This window comes from Pseudomonas sp. BN411 (assembly GCF_029871235.1).
In the GTDB taxonomy this organism is placed as follows: domain Bacteria; phylum Pseudomonadota; class Gammaproteobacteria; order Pseudomonadales; family Pseudomonadaceae; genus Metapseudomonas.
Genome location: NZ_SSOM01000067.1, coordinates 348,135 through 371,474 on the forward strand (window position 1 = coordinate 348,135; position 23,340 = coordinate 371,474).

The 23,340-nt window shown below is 63.2% G+C and carries 24 protein-coding genes; 11 read left to right on the forward strand and 13 right to left on the reverse strand.

What is annotated here, in order from left to right; all coding sequences use genetic code 11:
• Window positions 1-359: 359 nt before the first annotated feature.
• The 5 genes from E8F06_RS14355 to E8F06_RS14375 form a co-directional block, all read right to left on the reverse strand.
• Entirely contained in the window at window positions 360-746 is a 387-nt protein-coding gene (locus tag E8F06_RS14355; RefSeq protein ID WP_280368306.1) for a hypothetical protein, read from the reverse strand.
• Between the two features lie 57 nt (window positions 747-803).
• The gene (locus tag E8F06_RS14360) at window positions 804-1,028 is read right to left on the reverse strand and encodes a hypothetical protein (protein WP_280368307.1); all 225 of its coding nucleotides are present in this window, start codon (window positions 1,026-1,028) and stop codon (window positions 804-806) included.
• A gap of 3 nt (window positions 1,029-1,031) precedes the next feature.
• The gene (locus E8F06_RS14365; protein WP_280368308.1) at window positions 1,032-1,238 is read right to left on the reverse strand and encodes a hypothetical protein; all 207 of its coding nucleotides are present in this window, start codon (window positions 1,236-1,238) and stop codon (window positions 1,032-1,034) included.
• 1,266 nt (window positions 1,239-2,504) lie between these two features.
• On the reverse strand, window positions 2,505-3,488 hold the full coding sequence (locus E8F06_RS14370) for a 2-hydroxyacid dehydrogenase (RefSeq protein ID WP_280368310.1): 984 nt from the start codon (window positions 3,486-3,488) through the stop codon (window positions 2,505-2,507).
• Between the two features lie 60 nt (window positions 3,489-3,548).
• On the reverse strand, window positions 3,549-6,311 hold the full coding sequence (locus E8F06_RS14375) for a response regulator (RefSeq protein WP_280368312.1): 2,763 nt from the start codon (window positions 6,309-6,311) through the stop codon (window positions 3,549-3,551).
• Between the two features lie 114 nt (window positions 6,312-6,425).
• Here E8F06_RS14375 and E8F06_RS14380 point away from each other — a divergent pair, with 114 nt between their 5' ends.
• Entirely contained in the window at window positions 6,426-6,638 is a 213-nt protein-coding gene (locus E8F06_RS14380) for a response regulator (RefSeq protein ID WP_280368314.1), read from the forward strand.
• Window positions 6,639-6,672: 34 nt separating this feature from the next.
• Here the strand turns inward: E8F06_RS14380 and E8F06_RS14385 are convergent, their stop codons facing one another.
• Window positions 6,673-7,353 carry a Fe2+-dependent dioxygenase gene (locus E8F06_RS14385; RefSeq protein WP_280368315.1) on the reverse strand — a complete coding sequence of 227 codons (681 nt, stop codon included), beginning with the start codon at window positions 7,351-7,353 and terminating at the stop codon, window positions 6,673-6,675.
• Between the two features lie 283 nt (window positions 7,354-7,636).
• On the opposite strand from E8F06_RS14385, the gene cysM reads away from it, so the two are divergent.
• The 5 genes from cysM (at window position 7,637) to E8F06_RS14410 (ending at window position 13,848) form a co-directional block, all read left to right on the forward strand.
• Window positions 7,637-8,545, forward strand: coding sequence for a cysteine synthase CysM (gene cysM / locus E8F06_RS14390; RefSeq protein WP_190831169.1), 909 nt, complete (start codon window positions 7,637-7,639; stop codon window positions 8,543-8,545).
• Window positions 8,546-8,680: 135 nt separating this feature from the next.
• The gene (gene rlmD, locus E8F06_RS14395; protein WP_280368319.1) at window positions 8,681-10,033 is read left to right on the forward strand and encodes a 23S rRNA (uracil(1939)-C(5))-methyltransferase RlmD; all 1,353 of its coding nucleotides are present in this window, start codon (window positions 8,681-8,683) and stop codon (window positions 10,031-10,033) included.
• Between the two features lie 83 nt (window positions 10,034-10,116).
• Window positions 10,117-12,363 (forward strand): GTP diphosphokinase, encoded by a 2,247-nt coding sequence (gene relA / locus E8F06_RS14400; RefSeq protein WP_280368321.1) that lies wholly within the window; start codon window positions 10,117-10,119, stop codon window positions 12,361-12,363.
• A gap of 93 nt (window positions 12,364-12,456) precedes the next feature.
• Entirely contained in the window at window positions 12,457-13,287 is an 831-nt protein-coding gene (gene mazG, locus E8F06_RS14405) for a nucleoside triphosphate pyrophosphohydrolase (RefSeq protein WP_280368322.1), read from the forward strand.
• 21 nt (window positions 13,288-13,308) lie between these two features.
• Window positions 13,309-13,848 carry a DUF2058 domain-containing protein gene (locus tag E8F06_RS14410; protein ID WP_280368324.1) on the forward strand — a complete coding sequence of 180 codons (540 nt, stop codon included), beginning with the start codon at window positions 13,309-13,311 and terminating at the stop codon, window positions 13,846-13,848.
• Window positions 13,849-13,991: 143 nt separating this feature from the next.
• Here the strand turns inward: E8F06_RS14410 and E8F06_RS14415 are convergent, their stop codons facing one another.
• The 4 genes from E8F06_RS14415 to purM all read right to left on the reverse strand — a co-directional run bounded on the left by E8F06_RS14415 (window position 13,992) and on the right by purM (window position 16,877).
• Window positions 13,992-14,267 (reverse strand): Rho-binding antiterminator, encoded by a 276-nt coding sequence (locus E8F06_RS14415; protein ID WP_151138908.1) that lies wholly within the window; start codon window positions 14,265-14,267, stop codon window positions 13,992-13,994.
• 173 nt (window positions 14,268-14,440) lie between these two features.
• The gene (locus E8F06_RS14420) at window positions 14,441-15,157 is read right to left on the reverse strand and encodes a DUF3108 domain-containing protein (protein WP_280368326.1); all 717 of its coding nucleotides are present in this window, start codon (window positions 15,155-15,157) and stop codon (window positions 14,441-14,443) included.
• Between the two features lie 11 nt (window positions 15,158-15,168).
• A complete protein-coding gene (purN, locus tag E8F06_RS14425; RefSeq protein ID WP_280368328.1) occupies window positions 15,169-15,819 on the reverse strand; it encodes a phosphoribosylglycinamide formyltransferase in 651 nt (216 codons plus the stop codon).
• Entirely contained in the window at window positions 15,819-16,877 is a 1,059-nt protein-coding gene (gene purM / locus E8F06_RS14430; protein ID WP_280368330.1) for a phosphoribosylformylglycinamidine cyclo-ligase, read from the reverse strand. Before purM ends, purN begins: the two co-directional genes overlap by 1 nt.
• A 228-nt stretch (window positions 16,878-17,105) precedes the next feature.
• On the opposite strand from purM, the gene E8F06_RS14435 reads away from it, so the two are divergent.
• Genes E8F06_RS14435 through hda form a run of 4 tightly spaced genes read left to right on the forward strand, consistent with a single transcriptional unit; the run spans window position 17,106 to window position 20,530 of the window.
• The gene (locus E8F06_RS14435) at window positions 17,106-18,146 is read left to right on the forward strand and encodes a DUF2066 domain-containing protein (protein ID WP_280368331.1); all 1,041 of its coding nucleotides are present in this window, start codon (window positions 17,106-17,108) and stop codon (window positions 18,144-18,146) included.
• A 38-nt stretch (window positions 18,147-18,184) separates the two neighbouring features.
• The gene (locus E8F06_RS14440) at window positions 18,185-18,733 is read left to right on the forward strand and encodes a CDP-alcohol phosphatidyltransferase family protein (protein WP_280368333.1); all 549 of its coding nucleotides are present in this window, start codon (window positions 18,185-18,187) and stop codon (window positions 18,731-18,733) included.
• A 1-nt stretch (window position 18,734) separates the two neighbouring features.
• Window positions 18,735-19,829, forward strand: a complete 1,095-nt coding sequence (locus E8F06_RS14445; protein ID WP_280368335.1) for an AI-2E family transporter — start codon at window positions 18,735-18,737, stop codon at window positions 19,827-19,829.
• Window positions 19,826-20,530, forward strand: a complete 705-nt coding sequence (hda, locus tag E8F06_RS14450) for a DnaA regulatory inactivator Hda (protein WP_028627573.1) — start codon at window positions 19,826-19,828, stop codon at window positions 20,528-20,530. The genes E8F06_RS14445 and hda overlap by 4 nt, the downstream gene beginning before the upstream one ends.
• Window positions 20,531-20,603: 73 nt before the next feature.
• Here hda and E8F06_RS14455 read toward each other — a convergent pair whose 3' ends face one another.
• From E8F06_RS14455 to arsC, 3 genes are read right to left on the reverse strand one after another with little or no spacing between them, the layout of a single operon-like run.
• Complete coding sequence (locus E8F06_RS14455; protein WP_280368337.1) at window positions 20,604-21,011, reverse strand: DUF2069 domain-containing protein; 408 nt, start codon at window positions 21,009-21,011, stop codon at window positions 20,604-20,606.
• Complete coding sequence (gene wrbA, locus E8F06_RS14460; RefSeq protein ID WP_280368339.1) at window positions 21,004-21,609, reverse strand: NAD(P)H:quinone oxidoreductase; 606 nt, start codon at window positions 21,607-21,609, stop codon at window positions 21,004-21,006. The genes E8F06_RS14455 and wrbA overlap by 8 nt, the downstream gene beginning before the upstream one ends.
• Window positions 21,606-21,959, reverse strand: coding sequence for an arsenate reductase (glutaredoxin) (arsC, locus tag E8F06_RS14465; protein ID WP_280368341.1), 354 nt, complete (start codon window positions 21,957-21,959; stop codon window positions 21,606-21,608). Before arsC ends, wrbA begins: the two co-directional genes overlap by 4 nt.
• 124 nt (window positions 21,960-22,083) lie before the next feature.
• On the opposite strand from arsC, the gene E8F06_RS14470 reads away from it, so the two are divergent.
• On the forward strand, window positions 22,084-23,304 hold the full coding sequence (locus E8F06_RS14470; protein WP_280368343.1) for a YihY family inner membrane protein: 1,221 nt from the start codon (window positions 22,084-22,086) through the stop codon (window positions 23,302-23,304).
• Window positions 23,305-23,340 lie beyond the last annotated feature (36 nt).

The window sequence follows — 23,340 nt, forward strand, 5'->3', positions numbered from 1 at the left end:
GTTGTTTCCTTTTAAATTGTGTAGAGGGTGTGAAGCGGTTTAACTTCGAACTGTGATTTTGGAATCCACGTAAGTCCAAGCCTGTCTTGGAGACGGGCGAACTTCCGGGCACAGGGAGGTGTCACGGCGTAATACTCGTAATCGGCCCTAGGTTTTGGCGGCAGGAGTGATTCGACTATTCCCGTAAAACACTGGCTTCGAACATGCAAAGCCAGGTAAAGCGTTAGTTCCATGTTTATCCTTTTCGGGGGGCGAGGATGGCCCAAACGGCACACAGCGGAACCGCGAAATTACTGGGCTGGCGGGGTGTCAAAGTTGGCTGTCTGCGGGGGACCGTACTCAGACGGCCAGATTTGATGTTATTTCAGGCTTAGAAGGACTTTAACGTCATGCTCTGAACAAGCGAGGGCGTAGGCGATTTGTGCGATAGTCCGACCACGTTTCAACTGTGCTTGGGCATCAGCCAAGAACGAAAGCCTTTCTTCAGGAGTGAGCTTGTTCCAAGATTCATTGCTGCCCGGTGTACCAGTGAAGACTAAATCATCTTCAAGCTTAGCGAGTTTGAGGACAGCCCCGTAGTCGGGGAGTGTTGTGGGCTTTCGGCCTTTAGCCCGGAAGTACGCATTCTCAAGTTTCTTGTTGCACTTGATGAACTTGGTTACGCTGGTATCGAGCGGGGTGTAACTGGAAGTGATTATGTCAGTAAGAAGGTTACTGCTGATATTGAGTACAAGATAGTTTGCCAAGGCGGGGGTGTCCTGATTATTGAGCTCATAATGTTTTCTTCCTTCCTCCTGGGATTGTTAGCGTTTTGTTTTCGGCTGGATGGTGCCGGGTACAATCTCGTTGATGTTTACCGGGCCGTTGCCTTGCAGCTTTTGCCAAGCGTGGATTGTGTAACTGTCGGCAGGGACGAACATCGTTGAAGCGGTTTCAACGGCTTCGATGGTTGGGATGTAGACGACAGATTCAATGTTGGCCGTAGTCTTGCTGACCCGGAAGAAGTACGTGATGTTGAAGAGGGACATTGTTTATCCTTGAGTGGGTTGGGGGTTGGTTTGTTCAGCCTGGAATTTCTCCAGAACGCTTTGCTCTTCAGCTAAGCGGGCTTCGCGTTCCTGTTCGCGGCGACTTTGCATCAAGCAATTGTGACAGCAGAACTTTTTGTCTCTGCGACGGGCCAGCATCCGGGGGGATGGGCAAGTTTTGTTTTGGCAATAAAGTACCATCAGAGCCATGTGGCCCTCCTGTTAGTGTTGGGGTGTAAGAAATAAAGTGCAGGACCGAATAAACGGGCCCAAAGGCCCGCCATCCGAACACATGCACATTATCAAGAGTTTGGAGTTAGCCGTTGCGACAGACCCCCGGCAAACGGGGCAAGCTCACGCGATTAAACGAACTGTCAGCCAGTTTCGGCCCGCTACTGGAAAAGCGCGTTGAGGTGGCCTATCTGCAAGCGACCACACACCGCAGACAAAGTGCTGGACTGGGAATGAGAAACCCAAGTGATCTAGAGGAATCTGAGAGGGTGAAGCGAGGACGGCTGAAGTGGTGCGGAGTTGCTAAATCTTTTCTTCAGCTCATGTGGATATTATCGCATCTAAGTTGTGATTTGTCAATAGAAGTCACGCTCTAAGAGTAACTTTATTTGCAACTTTCTTAACTTGCTAATTGGCAAACCAGAACAACTAACGACGAAACCTGTTAAACACTGGATGGGGATGTTCGCAGACTGGGGAAACTGGAACGTGTGCAGACCGGGATTAGTGATAGATGCAGACTGAAGAAGAATTAGATTTACTCTTGGAGATGGGTTTGAAGAACTCTGGATAAAGCGGTCCTATGCCGCTCCAAACCTTCGCCCTGACTCGGACGTGTCACCCTGCGGCAACTGAAGGCATCGATAAGCAGCACAGGCTCTAATCCAGATTTCAAACAAACAATGCCCGTCAGGCGCTTCCGTGGAAGTCCTCTCTTGGAGATTGGGATGTGAGAATCGACGCGGGGCGCGTCACAACGTCAGAGCGGGCGTCTGCGTTGCCTGGGGCGAGGTTTAAACAACTTCACTCGCCTTGGTGGCTTTCCGGTGTTGTTACCGGCCTGACCCTCTTCCACCTTTCAAGCTGAGGTTGGGGCGTGTCTACCAGCCTTCCCCTGGCGGGAACCTCTTCCCCGCCCATCAACACCCGGCCCGTTACTATCCCGAGAAGTGCTGACGCCAGCCTGAACCCTGTTCAAACTGAACCGAGCATTGTACACGGGATTTCTGATTTGTCAACCACGTAAGGGCGCTAGCTGTCAACCCTTGTTGCCTGGAGACACGGCGTGACAGCCGAAAACGGCTGGTGAAGGGCCTTGGTTTTGCGTAGAATTAGTGCGTAGAAATTATTTGTTAAACTACTGTAAGTTGTTGATTTTAAAGGTGTGGGCGGGGTTGAGCAGGTTGTAGCGAAAATCGTGTTCGGCCATAGGTCCTCCGGCTAGGGCGCGCATCCTAACATGGCCTAGGCGTCCACCTGATTGCACGGCCGCCCGGCGGCCCAGGCGGAGATGTTGTCCAGGGTGGTGCGGGCGATGGCGGCCAGGGCCTCGCGGGTGAGGAAGGCCTGGTGGGCGGTGATGATCACGTTGGGGAAGGTCAGTAGCCGTGCGAGTACGTCGTCCTGTAGCGGCAGATCGGAACGGTCTTCGAAGAACAGGTTGGCTTCTTCTTCATAGACATCCAGGCCCAGGTAGCCGAGCTGGCCGGACTTGAGCGCGTCGATCAGCGCTGGCGTATCCACCAGCGCGCCACGTCCGGTGTTGATCAGCATGGAACCGGGCTTCATTCGCTCCAGGCTCTGGGTATTGATCAGATGGCGGGTGGCTTCGTTGAGCGGGCAGTGCAGGCTGATGATGTCGCTGTCGGCCAGCAGTTCCGGCAGGTCGACATAGACCGCCCCCAGCGCTTCGACACTGGGGTTGCGCTGTGGGTCGAAGGCCAGCAGGCCACAGCCGAAGCCGGCCATGATGCGGGCGAAGGTCGCGCCGATCTGTCCGGTACCAACTACGCCCACGGTCTTGCCCACCAGGTCGAAACCGGTGAGGCCGTGGAGGGTGAAATCGCCTTCGCGGGTGCGGTTGTAGGCGCGGTGCAGGCGGCGGTTGAGGGCCAGGATCAGGGCCACCGCATGTTCGGCCACCGCATGGGGCGAGTAGGCCGGAACCCGCACCACGGTCAGTCCCAGACGCTTGGCGGCTGCCAGGTCGACATGGTTGTAGCCGGCCGAACGCAGGGCGATCAAACGGGTTCCACCGTTGGCCAGACGCTCCAGCACCGGGGCGGACAGGTCGTCATTGATGAAGGCGCAAACCACGTCGAAGCCATTGGCCAGTGCAGTGGTATCGAGGGTCAGGCGTGCCTGCTGGAAGTGCAGCTCGAAGGTGGGACTGGCGCCGAGGAAGCTCTCGCGGTCATAGGCCTGGCTGCTGAACAGAATGGTGCGCATGGATTCTCCTTGGTTGTTCAGCAGCATAGCTGGCGTCTGGCCACTTCACGTTGTCCCGGATCAGGCCTCCATCCGCGCCACTTCGGACAGGCGGGCGATGGCCGCGTCCAGTTCTTCGAGGGCCTGCGAGGCGGCCGGGTCGTTCTGCTTGAGCAGGGTTTCACTGCGCTGGCAGGCGGCGCGCAGTTGCGGAACGCCGCAGTAGCGGGTGGCGCCGTGCAAGCGGTGGACCCGTTCCAGCAGGGTGCTTCGGTCGCCGCTGCGGGCAGCAAACCGGATGGCTTCGCGGTCGGCGTCGAGGGAAGCCAGCAGCATCGACAGCATGTCGGCGGCGAGGTCAGCCTTGCCGGCTGCCAGGCGCAGCCCTTCTTCGGGGTCTAGCACTTCCAGGCCGTTGTCGTCCCGGCTATCCCGTCCCGTTCCCTGGCGCTGAATCTGCTGGCCGCCGAGGCTTAGGCCGGTCCACTTGAGGACCACCTGGGCCAGTTGACGTTCGCCGATGGGCTTGGTCAGGTAATCGTCCATGCCACCCTGGAGCAGGGCGCGCTTCTCGTTCGCCAGGGCGTGGGCGGTGAGGGCGACGATGGGAACCGGGTCGATGCGCTGCTCGTTCTCCCAGCGGCGTATCGCCTCGGTGGCCTGGGTGCCGTCCATGCCGGGCATCTGCACGTCCATCAGCACCAGGTCGAAGCGCTCGCGCTGCACCGCTTCGATGGCGTCGAAGCCACTGTCGACGGCACGCACCTCGGCGCCCATGTCGGTCAGCAGGGTCTGCACCAGCAGCAGGTTCGCCGGGTTGTCGTCGACGCAGAGCACGCGCGGTGCGCGGCTGCTTTGTGTTTGCGGCGGATCGACGCGGATTGGACGTGGGCTGATCAGCCCGCCGAGCGCCTGTTGCAGTTTGCGCGTACAAGCAGGCTTGGCCTGAAGCTGACTGTGGGCTTCCGGCAGGGCTCGGTGGTAAAGGGCTTGTTCAGTGGTGGGGCAGAGCACCAGGCTCTTGCAGCCGAGTTGCTCCAGCTCCCAGACCCGTTGGCTGAGCTGCTCCGGCGAGAGCGCCTGGACATCCGCGCCAATTACCGCGAGGCCAATGGGGCGATTGCCAAGGCGGTGAGCGGCGACTTCGTCCACCAGGTTGCCGATGCTGGGGAAGTCGAGCACTTCCAGGCCACTGTCTTCCAACTGGTGACGCAGGGCCTGGCGCGTCAGCTCCTGGGGTTCGAGCACCGCCACGCGACGGCCTTCCAGGTAGGGCTGCGCGCTGTCTTCGATCTCGTCCAGGGATTTCGGCAGGCTGAGGGTGATCCAGAATTCCGAGCCGACTCCCGGCGTGCTGCTGACGCCAATCTCGCCGCCCATCTGTTCGATCAGGCGCTTGGAGATCACCAGCCCAAGGCCGGTTCCGCCGGCCTGGCGGGAGAGGGAATTGTCGGCCTGGGTGAAGGCCTGGAACAGGGCGCGGAGGTCGCCGTCGGTCAGGCCGATGCCGGTGTCCTGCACGCTGATGCGCAGCTGCGCCAGTTCGTCGTCGCTGTCGTCCTCGAGCATGGCTCGCACGGCGATGGTGCCTTCACGTGTGAACTTGATGGCGTTGCTCACCAGGTTGGTCAGTACCTGCTTGAGGCGCATCGGGTCGCCCATGAGCTGCAGCGGGGTATCGCGGTAGACCAGGCTGACCAGCTCCAGGCGCTTCTCGTGGGCGGCCGGGGCGAGGATGGTGAGGGTGTCCTGGATCAGGTCGCGGAGATTGAAGGGGATGCTTTCCAGCACCAGCTTGCCGGCCTCGATCTTCGAGAAGTCGAGCACCTCGTTGATGATGCCGAGCAGGCTGTCGGCGGACTTCTCGATGGTGTTCAGGTAGTCCTGCTGGCGCGTAGTGAGGTCGCTTTTCTTCAGCAGGTTGGTGAAGCCGAGGATGCCGTTGAGCGGGGTGCGGATCTCGTGGCTCATGTTGGCGAGGAATTCGGACTTGATGCGGCTGGCCTCCAGGGCCTCCTTGCGCGCCAGGTCCAGTTCGATGTTCTGGATCTCGATGGTTTCGAGGTTCTGGCGCACGTCCTCGGTGGCCTGGTCGATGTTGTGCTGCAACTCTTCCTGGGCGGTCTGCAGGGCTTCGGCCATGCGGTTGATGCCCGAGGCCAGCTCGTCCAGTTCATGGCTGCCCAGTGGGGGCAGGCGGGTTTCCAGGCGGCCTTCCTTGAGCAGCGCTACGCCCTGCTTGATGCGCCGCAGCGGATCGTTGATCGCCCGACTCATGCGCAGGGCCAGCAGCGCCGTGACGCCCAGGCCGGTGGCGATCAGCAGCAGGCTGGCCAGCAGACTACGGTAGCCGCGCAACAAGGTGCCCTGGTGGGACATCTCCAGTTCCACCCAGCCCAATAGGTCGTCATTGGGCAGCTTCGCCTTGTCGCCGGAAAGCACCCGGTGGCGTTCGAACACCGGTTGCAGGAAGCGGGTGGCTTCGGTGTTGCTCTTGAGCGCCAGGTTGTTGCCCTCGCCATCGGGGCTTTCATTGAGCATGCGCGGCCCGGCGTGGGCGAGACGCTTGTGGTCGGCGCCGATGAAACTCACTGCGCGCACGTCGGCCTGGTCCAGGGCGTGGTCGGCGATACGCTCCAGCAGCACCGCGTCGCCGCGGATCAGGGCGGGGGCGGCGAGTGGCGCCAGGTGCTCGGCGATCATCTGGCCCCGCTGCAGCAACTGGGCCTGCATATCGGCCTGTTGTATCCAGGTGAAATAGCCGCCCAGTACCAGTGCCAGCAGGCTGGTGGGCAGCAGCGTCAGCATGAGCACGCGGCCCTTGATGCCCAGATCCTTGTACACGCCCGTCCTCCCCATGCGTTTTCCGCGCAGTGTAGCGGCTCATTGGATGGGAATCTTCCGGCAGATCTGTCGAAGTTCGTACTCGACAATCCTTTTCATTTACCGGTGATTTCCATGCTGGCCACTTCCCAGGCCCTCGTGCGCATCCCTGCCGTCGAGGACGAGCCGTTGCTGGCTGTCCATCTGCATGAGCACCTTCAAGACGGCGGTTTTGACGTCGCGCTTCACCAGCAAGGCGAAGAAGGCCTGGGGCTCCTCCATGAGGAAGACTTCGATCTGATTCTCATGGACGTCCTGCAGCCCTGGCGGCCTCGGCCGGGGGCCTGACTCGCGTCCGGGTCTTGTACAGGAAATGCGCTGCCTAGACCTCCGCCCAGCGTCGCAGCAGGTTGTGATAGTTGCCAGTGAGCCGGACCAGCGCAGGGTGGTCCGGTACGTCACGGGCCAGGCTCTGGATCGCCTGATCCATGTCGAACAGCAGGGCGCGCTGGCTGTCTTCGCGGATCATGCTCTGGATCCAGAAGAAGGACGCCAGGCGAGCGCCCCGAGTGACCGGTTCCACCTGGTGAAGGCTGCTGGCGGGATAGACCACCAGGTCGCCGGCGGCCAGCTTCACACGGTGTTCGCCGTAAGTGTCCTGGATCACCAGGTCGCCACCGTCGTACGACTCCGGTTCGCTGAAGAACAGGGTGGCGGAGACATCGGTGCGCACCTGCTCGGGGCTGCCCTTGATGGCACGCACGGCATTGTCGATGTGGTAACCGAACGCGCCGCCACCGCTGTAGCGGTTGAACAGGGGCGGGTAGACCTTGTTCGGCAGTACCGCGGAGATGAACAGCGGGTTGTTCCACAGGCGTTGCAGCATGGCGGTACTGATTTCGCGGGCCAGTGGGTCGCCTTCCGCCAGTTGCTGGTTGTTCTTGGTCTTGGCCGACTGATAGCCGGCGGTGGCCTTGCCGTCCCCCCATTCGGCCTGCTCCAGTGCTTCGCGGATTCGCGTTGCCTCTTCCGTCGTGAAGATTCCGGGAATGTGCAGGAGCATGGCGGTCTACCGGGGTTGGGTGGGGTGGAGGCGAATAGTATTTATTTCCATTAACGCTGTACATCGGCAGCGGCCGGGCGGGCTCGTCGGAATCGCGGTGGCTTCATTCCTATCCGCAGGATTCGGAGCTTCCCAGGGCGGGCTGGTGCGCAGGTGGCGGGGAAATGCATTTCCGCTACATCGTTATAGCTGCACGCCATAAGCCGAAACGCTCGCGCCATATGGTGTTGCGCGGTTTGCCGCTATCATATGCACCCCCTGCGTCTGGATTGCGAAACCCGCCATGACTCTGCAGTACCCCACAATCGCCGATTGCATCGGCCACACCCCGCTGGTGCGTTTGCAGCGCCTGGCTGGCGAAACCAGCAACACCCTCCTGGTCAAGCTTGAAGGCAACAACCCCGCCGGTTCGGTCAAGGATCGCCCGGCCCTGTCGATGATCACTCGCGCCGAACTGCGCGGTGACATCCAGCCCGGTGACACCCTGATCGAGGCCACTTCCGGCAACACCGGCATCGCCCTGGCCATGGCAGCAGCCATCAAGGGCTACAAGATGATGCTGATCATGCCGGACAACATGAGCGCCGAGCGCAAGGCCGCCATGACCGCCTACGGCGCCGAGCTGATTCTGGTAAGCCGCGAAGAAGGCATGGAAGGGGCCCGCGACCTGGCCGAAAGCCTGCAGCGCGGTGGCCGTGGCAAGGTGCTGGACCAGTTCGCCAACGGCGACAACCCCGAAGCCCACTACGTCGGCACCGGCCCGGAAATCTGGCAGCAGACCCAGGGCACCATCACCCATTTCGTCAGCTCCATGGGCACCACCGGCACCATCATGGGTGTGTCGCGCTACCTCAAGGAGCAGAACCCGGCGATCCAGATCGTCGGCCTGCAACCGCAGGAAGGCTCGGCCATTCCCGGCATCCGCCGCTGGCCCCAGGAATACCTGCCGAAGATCTACCAGGCCGAGCGCGTTGATCGCGTGGTCGACATGGCCCAGATCGAAGCTGAGGAAACCATGCGCCGCCTGGCCCGCGAAGAAGGCATCTTCTGCGGCGTTTCCTCCGGTGGTGCGGTCGCAGCCATGCTGCGTCTGTCCCGCGAAGTGGAGAACGCCGTCATGGTGGCGATCATCTGCGACCGTGGCGATCGCTATCTATCCACCGGCATCTACGAAGACCCTGAACGGCTGTGAAGATATCTACTGCGCGTCCCGATAGCTGCGTTGGGCGGTGCTCGCTCCTTGCCTATCCAAACGATATGTCTCGTCGCTGCGCTCCGTCCGCCTTGCTCTCGGGCCGCTCGTCACGATCTCTTCAGAGCGTTCACCATGTCCCGGCGTAACACCGGCCTGCGCTTCCAGCCCAGCGGCGGAGCGCGGACCCCACAAGTCCCCGTAGGCAAGAAGCAGCGGCTGGTCATCGAGCGCCTGGCAAACGACGGACGAGGCATCGCTTTCATCGAAGGACGCACCTGGTTCGTTGCCGGGGCGCTGCCCGAGGAAGAGGTGGAGGCCCGTGTTCTTGCCGCCCGCAGCCAGGTGGTGGAAGCCCGTGCCGAGCGCGTGCTGAGTGCCAGCCCGATACGCCTGGTGCCGCCCTGCGCCCATGCCGGCCAATGCGGTGGCTGCACCCTGCAGCACCTGCCCCATGTCGAGCAACTTGCCCTGAAACAGCGCACCCTGGCCGAGCAGTTGACGCGCGTCGCCGACCTCCAGCCGCAGGAATGGGTGGCCCCACTTGTGGGGACCGATTTCGGTTATCGGCGCCGTGCTCGCATCGCTGTGCGCTGGGACGTCAAGGCGCGTCAGCTGGACGTCGGCTTCCGCGCGGCTTCCAGCCAGGCGATTGTGGGGATCAAGGATTGCCTGGTGCTGGTACAGCCCTTGCAGTCGTTGATGCGTGCGTTGCCTGACGTGCTGAAGGAGATGGAAAAGCCGCAGGTAGTCGGCCACGTGGAGTTGTTCCACGGCACCGCGTCGGCGTTGCTGCTGCGTCATACCCAGCCCCTGAGCGAGGCCGACCTGCAGCGCCTGCGCGAATTCTGCGCAGCGCACCAGGCTCAGCTCTGGCTGCATGGCGAAGGCGAGCCCCATCCGGATCAGCCGGGCGCGCGCCTCGGCTTTCGCCTGGAGCAGTGGAGCCTGGAGCTTGAATATCGCCCCGGCGACTTCGTTCAGGTGAATGAGGCGGTCAACGAGGCGATGGTGGCGCAGGCGCTAGACTGGATGAAACCGCAGCCGGGCGAGCGGGTGCTGGATCTGTTTTGCGGGCTCGGCAACTTCGCCCTGCCGCTGGCGCGCCAGGTGCGCGAGGTGGTGGCGGTGGAAGGTGTCGAGGCCATGGTGCAACGGGCGCGCGGCAATGCCGCCGCCAATGGCCTGGATAATGTGCACTTCTTCCAGGCCGACCTGTCGAACCCCTTGGCCGATGCGCCCTGGGCCCGGCAGGGTTTCGATGCCGTGTTGCTCGATCCGCCGCGTGACGGCGCGTTCGAAGCCGTTCGGCAGATTGCTGCAACCGGTGCAAAACGAGTGGTCTATGTATCCTGCAACCCGTCGACCCTGGCGCGTGACAGTGCCGAACTGGTCAAGCAGGGATACCAGCTGAAGAAGGCCGGGATTCTCGACATGTTTCCTCAGACGGCCCATGTCGAGGCCATGGCGTTATTCGAGGCGGGCTAGGAAGCCCGCGTAATCCGACCGGCACGACAGAGGCTGGCGACAATTCGACGTGAGGGGTTCACGTCGTAGGGAAGGTAGGCAAGATGGTACAGGTGAGAGCGCAACAGCCGGTCAATACAGACGGCAGCATCAACCTCGAGGCGTGGCTGGACCATGTCATCAGCCTCGACCCGGTGCTCGATCGCGCGGTACTCAAAGAGGCATGCGAGTTCGCCCGCGACGCCGAGCAACAGGCCATCGCTGCGAAGAACAGCTGGGCCGAGGGTAATTCCAGTTTCCAGACGGGCCTCGAGATCGCCGAGATCCTCGCGGACCTGAAGCTGGATCAGGAATCCCTGGTGGCCGCGGTGATCTACCGCGGCGTGCGCGAGGGCAAGATCCAGCTGCAAGCCGTGCAGCAGCGCTTCGGCGCGGTGGTGGCCAGGCTGATCGAAGGCGTGCTGCGCATGGCCGCCATCAGTGCCAGTCTCAATCCCCGCCATTCCATGGTTCTTGGCACCCAGGCGCAGGTGGAGAACCTGCGCAAGATGCTGGTGGCCATGGTCGATGACGTGCGCGTCGCCCTGATCAAGCTGGCCGAGCGTACCTGCGCCATCCGTGAGGTGAAGAACGCCGACGAGGAGAAGCGCCACCGCGTTGCCCGCGAGGTGTTCGACATCTACGCGCCGCTCGCCCACCGCCTCGGTATCGGCCATATCAAATGGGAGCTGGAGGACCTGTCCTTCCGCTACCTGGAGCCGGACCAGTACAAGCAGATCGCCAAGCTGCTCCACGAGCGCCGCCTCGACCGCGAGCAGTACATCGCCGACGTGATGAAGCAGCTGCGCGAGGAACTGGCAGCAACCGGCGTCAAGGCCGACATCAGTGGCCGCGCCAAGCACATCTATTCCATCTGGCGGAAGATGCAGCGCAAGGGCCTGCAGTTCAGCCAGATCTACGACGTGCGTGCGGTACGGGTGCTGGTGCCCGAGTTGCGCGATTGCTATACCGCGCTGGGTATCGTGCACACCCTCTGGCGGCACATTCCCAAGGAATTCGACGACTACATCGCCAACCCCAAGGAGAACGGCTACCGCTCCCTGCACACGGCGGTGATCGGTCCGGACGGCAAGGTGCTGGAGGTGCAGATCCGCACCCACGCCATGCACGAGGAAGCCGAACTCGGGGTCTGCGCCCACTGGCGCTACAAGGGCACCGACGTCAAGTCGAGCTCCGACCATTACGAAGAAAAGATCGCCTGGCTGCGCCAGGTGCTCGAATGGCACGAGGAACTGGGCGATATCGGCGGCCTGGCCGAGCAGTTGCGGGTGGATATCGAGCCCGACCGGGTCTACGTCTTCACCCCCGATGGCCACGCCATCGACCTGCCCAAGGGCGCCACGCCGCTGGATTTTGCCTACCGTGTGCACACCGAGATCGGCCACAACTGCCGGGGCGCCAAGGTCAACGGCCGCATCGTGCCGCTGAACTACGGGCTGCAGACCGGCGAGCAGGTGGAGATCATCACCGGCAAGCAGGGCGCGCCCAGCCGCGACTGGCTCAACCCGAACCTGGGCTACATCACCACCTCCCGGGCGCGGGCGAAGATCGTCCACTGGTTCAAGCTGCAGGCCCGCGACCAGAACGTCGCCGCCGGTAAGGCCATGCTCGAGCGCGAACTGTCGCGACTGGCGTTGCCGCCGGTGGATTTCGAGAAGCTGGCCGAGAAGTGCAACCTGCGCACTGCCGAAGACATGCACGCGGCCCTGGGCGCCGGCGACCTGCGCCTGGCCCATGTGGTCAATTGCGCCCAGGCGCTGGTGGAGCCGGAGCGCGGTCACAGCGAGCAGTTGGAACTGATCCCGCGTAAGGCCTCCCACTACAAGCCGGGCAAGCGCGGCGACGTGCAGATCCAGGGCGTGGGCAACCTGCTCACGCAGATGGCCGGCTGCTGCCAACCGCTGCCGGGGGACCCTATCGTGGGTTACATCACCCTCGGCCGTGGCGTCAGCATCCACCGCCAGGACTGCCCTTCGGCGCTGCAACTGGCCGGCCGCGAGCCGGAGCGGATGATCCAGGTCAGCTGGGGTCCGGTGCCGGTGCAGACCTATCCGGTGGACATCATCATCCGTGCCTACGACCGTTCCGGCCTGCTGCGTGACGTCTCCCAGGTGCTGCTCAACGAGCGCATCAACGTGCTGGCGGTTAATACCCGCTCGAACAAGGAAGACAACACTGCCGCCATGTTGCTGACCATCGAAATCCCTGGTCTGGATGCGCTGGGTCGCCTGTTGGCCAGGATTTCCCAGCTGCCGAATATCATCGAAGCCCGCCGCAACCGGGCTGCCTGATGTAGGTTGGTCCGAGCCTGCGAGGCCCAACGCCCATGTTGGGCTTCGCTCCGCTCTGCACCAACCTACTGATGATCCCTACAGGATTCCGTCATGTACCAACTCAACGACCTGCTGCACCTCATGGCCCGCTTGCGCGACCCGCAGTACGGCTGCCCCTGGGATCTCAAGCAGGACTACGCCAGCATCGTTCCGCACACGATCGAGGAAGCCTACGAGGTGGCCGACGCCATCGAGCGGGGCGACTTCGACCATCTGCCCGGTGAGCTCGGCGACCTGTTGTTCCAGGTGGTGTATTACAGCCAGTTGGCGAAGGAGGAGGGGCGCTTCGAGTTTGCCGGCGTGGTGGATGCCATCACCCGCAAGCTGGTCCGCCGTCATCCCCATGTCTTTCCCGACGGCGACCTCTACGGCGCCCCGGACATGGCCCGCCTGGAAGAAGCCGCGATCAAGCAGCGCTGGGAGGAGATCAAGGCCGAGGAGCGTGCCGAAAAGGCAGCCGCGCCTGAGCAGCTTTCCCTGCTGGACGACGTGCCCACGGCGCTGCCGGCCTTGAGCCGAGCCGCCAAGCTGCAGAAGCGTGCCGCCCAGGTGGGCTTCGACTGGCCCGAGGCGTTGCCGGTGATCGACAAGCTGCGCGAGGAGCTGGACGAGGTGCTGGAGGCCATGAGCGAGAACGACCCGCAGGCCATCGCCGATGAGGTGGGTGACCTGCTGTTCGTGGTGGTCAACCTGGCCCGCCACCTCAAGGTCGATCCGGAAACTGCGTTGCGCAGCGCCAATGGCAAGTTCGAGCGGCGCTTCCGCTTTATCGAACAGGCATTGCGCGAAGCGGGCCGTCCCATTGAAGATTGCACCCTGGAAGAACTGGATGCCCTCTGGGGCGAAGCCAAGAAACAGGAAAAACTCAGCCTTGGCTGTTAATTCGAGAGATTGAACCCCGTCATGAGCCTTTCCCTCCGCGACCAGCTGCTGAAAGCCGGGCTGGTGAACGAAAAGCAGGTCAAGCAGGCCGGCAAGCAACAGCAGAAACAACAGCGCCTGGAGAAGAAGAACCAGGTCGAGAAGGACGACAGCCTGCGTCAGGCAGCCTTGCAGGCCCAGGCCGAGAAGGCCTCCCGCGACCAGGAGCTGAACCGTCAGCAGCAGGAAAAGGCCGATCAAAAGGCCAGGGCTGCGCAGATCAAGCAACTGATCGAAAGCTCCCGCCTGCCGAAGCTGACCACGGACGACTACTACAACTTCGTCGACGAGAAGAAGGTCAAGCGCCTGGCCGTCAACGCCATGATGCGCGACAAGCTGAGCCGCGGCTCCCTTGCTATCGTCCGCCACGGTGGCGGCTACGAGGTGATCCCGCGTGATGCGGCCCTGCGCATCCAGGAGCGCGATCCTCGTCGCGTCGTGTTGCTCAATACCCAGGTGGAAGAGCCGGATGCCGACGATCCGTACGCGGCCTACAAGGTGCCGGACGACCTGATGTGGTGATGTAAAGAAACCGGGCCTTGGCCCGGTTTTCTTTTGGGTGTCGCTGAGAGTCCTGTAGCAGCCTATGGCAGGACTTCGTCCTGCATGGCGAATGAATTCGCCCCTACAGTTTCAGTCCGTATCCCGCGTGAAATACGTGGCACTCAGCAGATCTGATTTCCCAGCAACACCCGCCCGAAACTCGCCCCTTCCGTCAGCGGCGTGATCGCCGTGATCTGGTCCAGGCGCAAGCGTTCCTGGCCGCCCTCGTTCTGCACGATGAGGAACTCTTCCTTGTCCGGCGTCGTCAGGGTGGTCATGGCGCGGGCATCGAGGCGGGCGCCGCCGGCCAGTTCGATATGCAACTGGTAGCGATGCAGGCAGGCGATCTCGATGTAGTCGTAGAGGTCGCAGGAAAGCGGCAGGTATTCCTCGGACATGGCGGTTTCCTCTGCGGCGTGTCGGATGTTCAGCATAGGCGTTGTCGGCGCGCCTTGGCCTTCTCTCAAGTATCAGCCTGTTTCGCCTCTCCGGGGCCCCACCTTGGTTCGGCAGGCTTTCCTGCAGGCACAAAAAACCGGGCGCTTGGCCCGGTTCTTCGTGGGGGGAGGTGTTACTCCGGCAGGCCTTGCACAGGCTTGCCGTTCACCGAGCCCTCTTTGAGCATGATCTGGTATTCCTTGCCGTCCTTCTCCACCTGGTGCAGGCGGACCAGCAGGTAGTCCCAGTCCTTGGCGAACCAGAGGACGGTCTTGCGGCTGCTCTGGGTGGGATCGCGCACACGCTCGACCTTGATGGCATCCACCAGGCCGGCCTTGGTGCGCACGCGCTCCTCGCCCAGCACACGGAAGTCATAGGTCTCGACCTCGTCGCCGTCGATCACCTGGTAGCTCATGCTCTTCTTGCCGTCGGCGACGTCATGTTGGAGCACCAACTGGTAGGTGGATTTGTCTTGCATGCCGCGGTTCAGGGGCAGACGCACCTGGTTGCCGCGGTCATTGCCGATGATCTGCTTCTGGGCCCAGTCGAAATCGAACTCCACCTGCTTGCTCTTGCCCAGGCCGCTACGGCTGAAGCGGTAGGTCAGGGGCAGGAAGGCATTGCTCTCGACGCGGAAGGTGCTCACTTCGCTCAGGCTGGCCACCAGCATGGAGGCTTCGAAGTCCAGTTCCCAACGGCCATTGTCGAGCTGTTTGAGGCTGCGACCGGCAGTGCCGCTGACGGGCAGCTGTTTCCAGTCGGCGGTGTAGCTGGCCTCGAAGGGTTTCAGCTCAGCCGCGACAGTGGGCAGGGTGAAAAGGGCGAGGAGCAACAACAAGGCACGACGCATTGGCGAATCTCCTAGTTACGCAGTTGTTGCCCCGAAGGGGGCAACGCTTGTCCATCCAGTTCGGCGCCGTTCTGGCCCAGACGCAGTCTGCCTTCGGCAAACCAGCGCATGGCCAGCGGATAAATGCGGTGTTCCTGTACATGAACCCGCTGTGCCAGGCTTTCCGGCGTGTCGTCCGACTCTACCGGGATCAAGGCCTGTACCACCAGAGGGCCGCCATCGAGTTCTTCGGTGACGAAGTGCACGCTGCAGCCATGCTCGGAATCGCCGGCTTCCAGCGCGCGCTGGTGGGTGTGCAGGCCCTTGTACTTCGGCAACAGCGAGGGATGAATGTTCAGCAGGCGTCCCTGGTAGTGGCGCACGAAGCCGGGCGTGAGGATTCGCATGAATCCCGCCAGCACTACCAGTTGCGGTTTGTAGGCATCGATGACTTCGATCAGGGCGGCGTCGAAGGCCTCGCGATCGGCGTAGGCCTTGTGGTCCAGTACGCGGGTATCGATGCCAGCCTTCCTGGCCCGCTCCAGCCCGAAGGCATCGGCGCGGTTGGAAATCACCGCGCGGATACGGGCCGGATGGTCGTCGCCGGTGATGCTGTCGATCAGCGCCTGCAGGTTGCTGCCAGAGCCGGAGATCAGCACCACCACATCACAGCGTGCGGCCATCAGTGGCCCTTCAGGTTGTTCAGTACGACGCGCTGGGCACCTTCGGCGGCTGCGGCGATTTCACCGATGACCCAGGGCTGCTCGCCGGCGGCGCGCAGGACCTTGAGCGCGGCTTCGGCCTGCTCCGGTGCAACGCAGATGACCATGCCCACGCCGCAGTTCAGTACGCGGTGCATTTCGGTTTCGTCGACGTTGCCTTGTTCCTGCAGCCAGTCGAAGACCGCCGGACGCTGCCAGCTGGCGACATCGATCACGGCCTGGGCGTTGTCCGGCAGGACGCGCGGGATGTTGTCCAGCAGGCCGCCGCCAGTGATGTGGGCCATGGCCTTCACCGCGCCGGTTTCCTTGATCAGCTGCAGCAGCGGCTTGACGTAGATGCGGGTCGGGGCCATCAGCAGATCGGCCAGGGGCTTGCCGTCGAGTTGGACCTGCTCGATATCGACGCCGCTGACTTCGATGATCTTGCGGATCAGCGAGTAGCCGTTGGAGTGCGGACCGGAGGAGGGCAGGGCGATCAGGGTGTCGCCGGTACGAACCTTGGAACCGTCGATGATCTCGGCTTTTTCCACTACGCCGACACAGAAGCCGGCCAGGTCGTAGTCTTCGCCTTCGTACATGCCGGGCATTTCGGCAGTCTCGCCGCCCACCAGGGAGCAGCCGGCCAGTTCGCAGCCGGCGCCGATGCCGGTGACCACAGTGGCGGCCACGTCAACATTGAGCTTGCCGGTGGCGTAGTAGTCGAGGAAGAACAGCGGCTCGGCGCCGCAGACCACCAGGTCGTTCACGCACATGGCGACCAGGTCCTGGCCGATGCTGTCGTGCTTGTTCAGGTTCAGTGCCAGGCGCAGCTTGGTGCCGACGCCGTCGGTGCCGGACACCAGGACCGGCTGCTTGTAGCCGGCCGGGATCTCGCAGAGGGCGCCGAAGCCACCCAGGCCGCCCATCACTTCCGGGCGCGCGGTGCGCTTGGCCACGCCTTTGATGCGTTCGACCAGGGCTTCACCAGCGTCGATGTCTACACCGGCGTCCTTGTAGCTCAGGGAGGGTTGCTTGCTCATAAATCCAGGCCTATAGGGGGAAATTCGAGGATCGACCGGCAAGTCTGGCTGCCGGTTTGCGAAGGCGCGCGATTTTATCAGGCTTGCCCGGTAGCGGCCATCGGCAGCGGTCGGCCCTGGTGAAAAGAACCAGAAAACACGCGCGTTGCCCCGGGGCAGACGGCTGATTAAGGTATAGCCCTTCGATTGCGGCCTATGCTGCACCTGTTTTCTTACAGAGATTCCGCCATGCGCCTGCTCGCTCAAGCTGTACTGCTCTGCCTGACGTTGTTCGGCCTATCGGTCCAGGCCGAAACGGTCAACAACCTCTATCAGGTTCGTGAACCTGTCACTTCGCAGCAGCCGGAGGAGCGCAGCCAGGCCCTGGTGCGTGCCCTGGAAACCCTGGTGCTGCGCCTGTCCGGGGACGCCAAGGCCGCCCAGAACCCGGCTCTGGAAGCGGTGCGCAAGGACCCGCAGCAGCTCATCAGCCAGTACGGCTATGAAGGGCAGGTGCTGGTGGTGGACTTCGACCCCATCACCACCGAGCGCACTCTGCGCCAGGCCGGCATCCCGCTGTGGAGCCCCAATCGCCCGGCCATCCTGGCCTGGTGGCTGAACCATTCCGGTGAGGGCAGCAACAATCTGGTGGGCGACGGCCAGGAAGCCGCGACGCCTCTGCGTCAGGCGGCACAGAACCGCGGCCTGCCGCTGCGTCTGCCGATAGCGGACCTCAATGAGCAGTTGCTGGCGACGCCCGAGCAACTGACTTCCGCCCAACCCGGTGCATTGACCCAGGCTTCCGAGCGCTACGGCGCTGACGCCCTGCTGGCGGTGGATGCCAGCGAGGCCGACGGCAAATGGCAGGCGCAATGGCGCCTGTGGCTGGGCGACAGCCGCGAGCAGGGCACCGCTGAAGGCGCAGACAACGCTGCGCTGGCTGATGCCGTGATGTCTGCAGTGAGCCAGCGCCTGGCAACGCGCTTCGTGGTGGCACCCGGCGCCGGACAGAACCTGGAGCTGGAAGTGCAGGGCGCCAATCTGGCCCGCTATGCCGAGCTGTCGCGCCTGCTGGAACCCTTCGGTGCCCGCCTGCTCAAGGTCGAGGGTGACCGCCTGGAGTACCAGGTCAACGCCAGCCCCGAACAGCTGCGCGCGCAACTGGCCCTGGCCGGGCTCCAGGAGGCGCCGCCCGAGGCTCCGGCCGCGCCGGCTCCTGCCGCTGATCCGCAGGCTGCTCCGGCACCCCAGGTGGTGCCGCGCAACAACGTGCTGCGTTTCCGCTGGTAGCGGGCGTAAACTGGCGGCCTACCCGAAACGGGGATGCCATGCACCAGTTGCCCAACCTGTTGACTCTGCTGCGCCTGGCACTGGTTTTTCCCATTGCCGGGCTGCTGCTGTCCGATCGGTATGGCCAGGCGCTGGTGCTGTTCGCCATTGCAGGAGGCTCCGATGCCCTGGACGGTTTCCTTGCCCGGCGTTTTGGCTGGACCAGCCGCTTCGGCTCGCTGTTCGACCCCCTGGCTGACAAGCTTTTACTGGTGACCAGCTTCATCTGCCTGACCATTACCCAGGTACTGCCGCTGTGGCTGACGCTTGTGGTGTTCCTGCGCGACCTGGTGATCCTGCTGGGAGCCGGACTATTTCGCCTGATGGCCGGACCGGCAGAGTTCTCACCGAGCTGGCTGGGCAAGTTGACTACGCTGCTGCAGATGCTGCTGGTCCTCTGCCTGCTGCTGGAACTGAGCCTGTTGCCGGCTCTGGCGTCGCTGCGCTGGCCGCTGAGCTGGCTGGTGATGGCGGTGACGTTGTGCAGTGGGACCCAGTACGTCTGGGATTGGGGACGGAAATATCGCTACGCAAGGATGAGGGCCTGACATGACCGATTCGCGCCGCTGGCTCTGGCTGGGCGGCTTCCTGTTTCTGGGGTGGCTGATCTATCAGCTGCATCCCGTTCTCTCGCCCTTCCTGGTGGGTATGCTGCTCGCCTACCTTGGCGACCCCCTGGTGGACCGCCTGGAGCGGCTGGGCCTGTCGCGCACCTGGGGCGTGGTGCTGGTGTTCGGTTTGTTCGGCCTGATCCTCCTGACCCTGTTGCTGGTACTGCTGCCCATGCTCGGCCGCCAGCTGTTCCGCCTCTACGAAGTGGCGCCGCAGATGCTCGACTGGTTGCAGCAAAGCGCGCTGCCCTGGGCCCAGGCGCAGCTTGGCCTGCCCGGTGACTTCTGGCGCGTCGACAGGCTCAAGGCGGTGATCACCGGCCACCTCGGCCAGACCACCGATATCGCCGGCACCCTGCTGGCGAGTGTCACAGCATCCGGCCTGGCGCTGCTGGGCTGGTTGGGCAACCTGTTGCTGATTCCCGTGGTGGGCTTCTACCTGCTGCGTGACTGGGACCTGATGGTGGCCAAGCTCCGTGGCCTGCTGCCGCGCAACCGCGAATCCTATGTGGTTGGGCTGGTGGGGGAGTGCCATGAAGTGCTGGGCGCCTTCCTGCGTGGCCAGTTGCTGGTGATGCTGGCGCTGGGGCTGATCTACGCCGTCGGCCTGATGCTGGTGGGGCTGGACCTGGGCTTGCTGATCGGCCTGCTGGCGGGGCTGGCCAGCATCGTGCCGTATATGGGCTTCGTGGTCGGTTTTGGTGCCGCACTGGTTGCTGCACTCTTTCAGTTCGGCGGTTTCGAACTCTATCCGCTGATCGGCGTCGTAGCTGTGTTCAGTGTGGGGCAGTTGCTCGAAGGCATGCTGCTCACCCCGCTCCTGGTGGGTGATCGCATTGGACTTCACCCGGTGGCGGTGATCTTTGCGATACTTGCTGGCGGCCAGCTGTTTGGCTTCACCGGCGTGCTGTTGGCCTTGCCCGTGGCAGCGATCATCATGGTTTTGCTGCGCCATGCGCATGATTTCTATAAACTTTCCGACCTTTACGGACAGTCGAGTAGCGGTCCCGACGACCCTCCCAGTACGGCATGACACCGATTCAGCTTCCCCTGAGTGTGCGTCTGCGTGACGACGCCACCTTCGCCAACTTCTATCCCGGCGCCAACGCCGCGGCCCTCGGCTATGTCGAGCGCCTGTGCGAGCCCGATGCCGGCTGGACCGAGAGCCTGATCTACCTCTGGGGCGGTGAGGGTGCGGGACGCAGCCACCTGCTCCAGGCCGCTTGCCTGCGTTTCGAGCAGCGCGACGAGCAGGCCATCTACCTGCCCATGGACGAACTGGTGCACTACGGCCCGGAAGTCTTCGACAACCTGGAGCAGTGCGAGCTGGTGTGCCTGGACGACCTGCATGCCTTGGCAGGGCGCCCGGAGTGGGAAGAAGGGCTGTTCCACCTGTTCAACCGCCTGCGCGATGCTGGTCGCAAACTGCTGCTTTCGGCCAGCAAGTCGCCTCGCGAACTGGGGATCAAGCTGCCTGACCTGAAGTCACGCCTGACCCTGGCTCTGGTGTTCCAGCTGCACGCGCTGTCCGACGAGGACAAGCTCCGCGCCCTGCAACTGCGTGCGTCGCGTCGTGGTCTGCACCTGACCGACGAAGTGGGGCGCTTCATCCTCACCCGTGGTCCGCGCAGCATGAACCTGCTGTTCGACCTGCTGGACATCCTCGATCAGGCCTCGCTCCAGGCTCAGCGCAAGCTGACCATTCCGTTCCTCAAGGAAATTTTCGGCTGGTAGCCCGCATTTCCAGTCAGTCGCCCAATGAAAAAGCCCGGATCGAAGTCCGGGCTTTTTCATTGCTGGGCGGGAATCACTCCCCGGCAAGCTTGCGGTTGTACTGGAAGCGCCAGCGCGTATAGAGCAGCGCCGCGCAGAACAGCAGCAGGCTGAGGCCGGCTTCCAGCCAGCCGAACAGGCTACGCGCGGGGTCGATGGCGGCGAGGACGCCCTGGATGAAGTAGAGGTTCACCACGAAGCACGCCCAGGCGTGCGCGCGGGCGTTGCCGAGGATCATGCCGGGGGCGAGCAGCGCCAGGGGGACCAGCAGGATGGCCAGGACGACCCAGGTTCGTGCGCCGTGGAGGTCGGCGAAGAACAGGGTATTTACCGTCAGCAGCACGGCCAGGGCGATGAAGCTCGCCAGGCTGACTACCCGGCTGACCGACATGCGCGGCGCCAGCCAGTCCAGTTCCGGCAGTTTCTTGGGTTCTTTAGCCACGCGGGGCCTCCAGGCGTTGGGCGGTTTGCGCCAGGCGTTGGCCCAGTGCGCGGCACAGGGCGATCTCGTGTTCGTCCAGCGGACGCTTGCCATCGGCGCCAGCGTGGTGGCTGGCGCCATAGGGCGTGCCGCCGCCGCGGGTTTCCAGCAGTGCCGGTTCGCTGTAGGGCAGGCCGGTGACCAGCATGCCGTGGTGCATCAGCGGCAGCAGCATCGACAGCAGGGTGGTTTCCTGGCCGCCATGCAGGCTCGCGGTGGAGGTGAATACCGCGGCTGGCTTGCCCACCAGCTCGCCGGTGAGCCAGAGGCTGCTGGTGCCGTCGAGGAAGTACTTCAGGGGCGCGGCCATGTTGCCAAAGCGGGTGGGGCTGCCCATGACCAGTCCGGCGCAGTGGCGCAGGTCGTCCAGGGTGGCGTAGAGAGCGCCATCGGCCGGGATGTCCGGGGCGACCGCTTCGCATTCGGTCGACACCGCCGGCACGGTGCGCAGGCGCGCTTCCAGGCCGGTCAGCTCGACGCCACGGGCGATCTGCCGGGCCATTTCGGCGGTGGCGCCGTGGCGGCTGTAGTAGAGGACCAGGATGTAGGGCGCGCTCAAGGCAGGATCTCCAGTACCTTCTCCGGCGGACGACCCACCACGGCCTTGTCACCGACGATCAGGATGGGACGTTCGATCAGCTTGGGGTGGGCGGTCATGGCGGCGATCAGTTGCTCTTCCGAGAGGCTGGCGTCGTCCAGGCCAAGGGCCTTGTACTCGTCTTCACCGGTGCGCAGCAACTGGCGGGCGGTCAGCCCCAGCTTGGCCAGCAGGTCCCGCAGTTCGGCGGTGCTGGGCGGGGTTTCCAGGTAGCGCACGATGGTGGGGGCCAGGCCGCGGGCTTCCAGCAGTTCCAGGGCACCGCGGGACTTGGAGCAGCGCGGGTTGTGGTAGAGGGTCAGTTCAGTCATGTCGGGGGTCGCATGGGCTTGGTCGAGGCGGCTATTCTAACCGCGTCGTGGTGCCCGCCTGAACCGTGCGCCGCGCTTGCGGTCTGCTGAGCCGGGCCGGGTCGATCAGAATCAAGGAGATGGAATGCGCCAACGCCTCACCGACGTCGTCGAATTCTGGCGCTTCCTGCTACAGCGGTTCATTGCCGATCGTGGCACCAACAGCGCTGCGGCCCTGACCTACACCAGCCTGTTCGCCGTGGTGCCGATGATGACGGTGACCTTCACCATGCTCTCGGCCATACCGGCTTTCCAGGGCACGGGCGAGCAGATCCAGAGCTTCATCTTCCACAACTTCGTCCCGTCCACCGGGGAAACCCTGCAGGAGTACCTGCGTGGCTTCACGGTGCAGGCGCGGCACCTGACATGGGTCGGTGTCGGCCTTCTGGTGGTGACCGCCTTCATGATGCTGGTGACCATCGAAAAGGCCTTCAACACCATCTGGCGGGTGCGTCAGCCGCGCCGGGGCGTCTCCAGCTTCCTGCTCTACTGGGCGATCCTCAGTCTTGGCCCGTTGCTCTTGGGCGCCGGTTTCGCCGTCAGTACCTACATTACCTCGCTATCGCTGATTTCCGGCCTGGATGCGCTGATTGGCGCCAAGACCCTGCTCAGCTTCACGCCTCTGTTTTCCAGCATCGCGGCCTTCACCCTGATCTATGCGGCGGTGCCCAACGCCCGGGTGCCGGTGCGCCATGCCCTGGCAGGTGGCGTCTTCACCGCATTGTTGTTCGAGGCGGCCAAGGCACTGTTCGGCCTCTATGTCAGCTTCTTCCCCGGCTACCAGCTGATTTATGGCGCTTTCGCGACGGTGCCGCTGTTTCTGCTGTGGATCTACCTGTCCTGGGTGATCGTGCTGTTCGGCGCTGAACTGGTGTGCAACCTTTCCACGCCCTGGCACTGGCGTCGCCGCGCGCTGCCCCGCCTGCTGGTGCTGCTGGGCATCCTGCGGGTGTTCCACGACCGCCAGATGCGCGGCATGCCGGTGCGCCACCTGGACGTGCAGCGTGCCGGCTGGCACCTGCCGGAGGATGAGTGGCTGGAAATGCTGGAGTTGCTGGAAAGCCAGCACCTGGTCTGCCGCGCCAGTGGAGGTTCCTGGGTGCTCTGCCGTGATCTGAGCGGCTACAGTTTCCATCAATTGCTCGTCCATATGCCCTGGCCCCTACCACGGCTGGGGCAGTTGCCCGAGCATCTGGACGAAGCGTGGTATCCGCCACTGCGCAAGGCGCTGGAGTTGCTTCAGGAAGAGCAGCAAGCCTTGTTCGGTGGCAGCCTGGCGCAATGGCTCAAGCCGGGAAACGACTGACGAAAATTGTCAGTCAGCCGGTGAGTGAACCAGGCG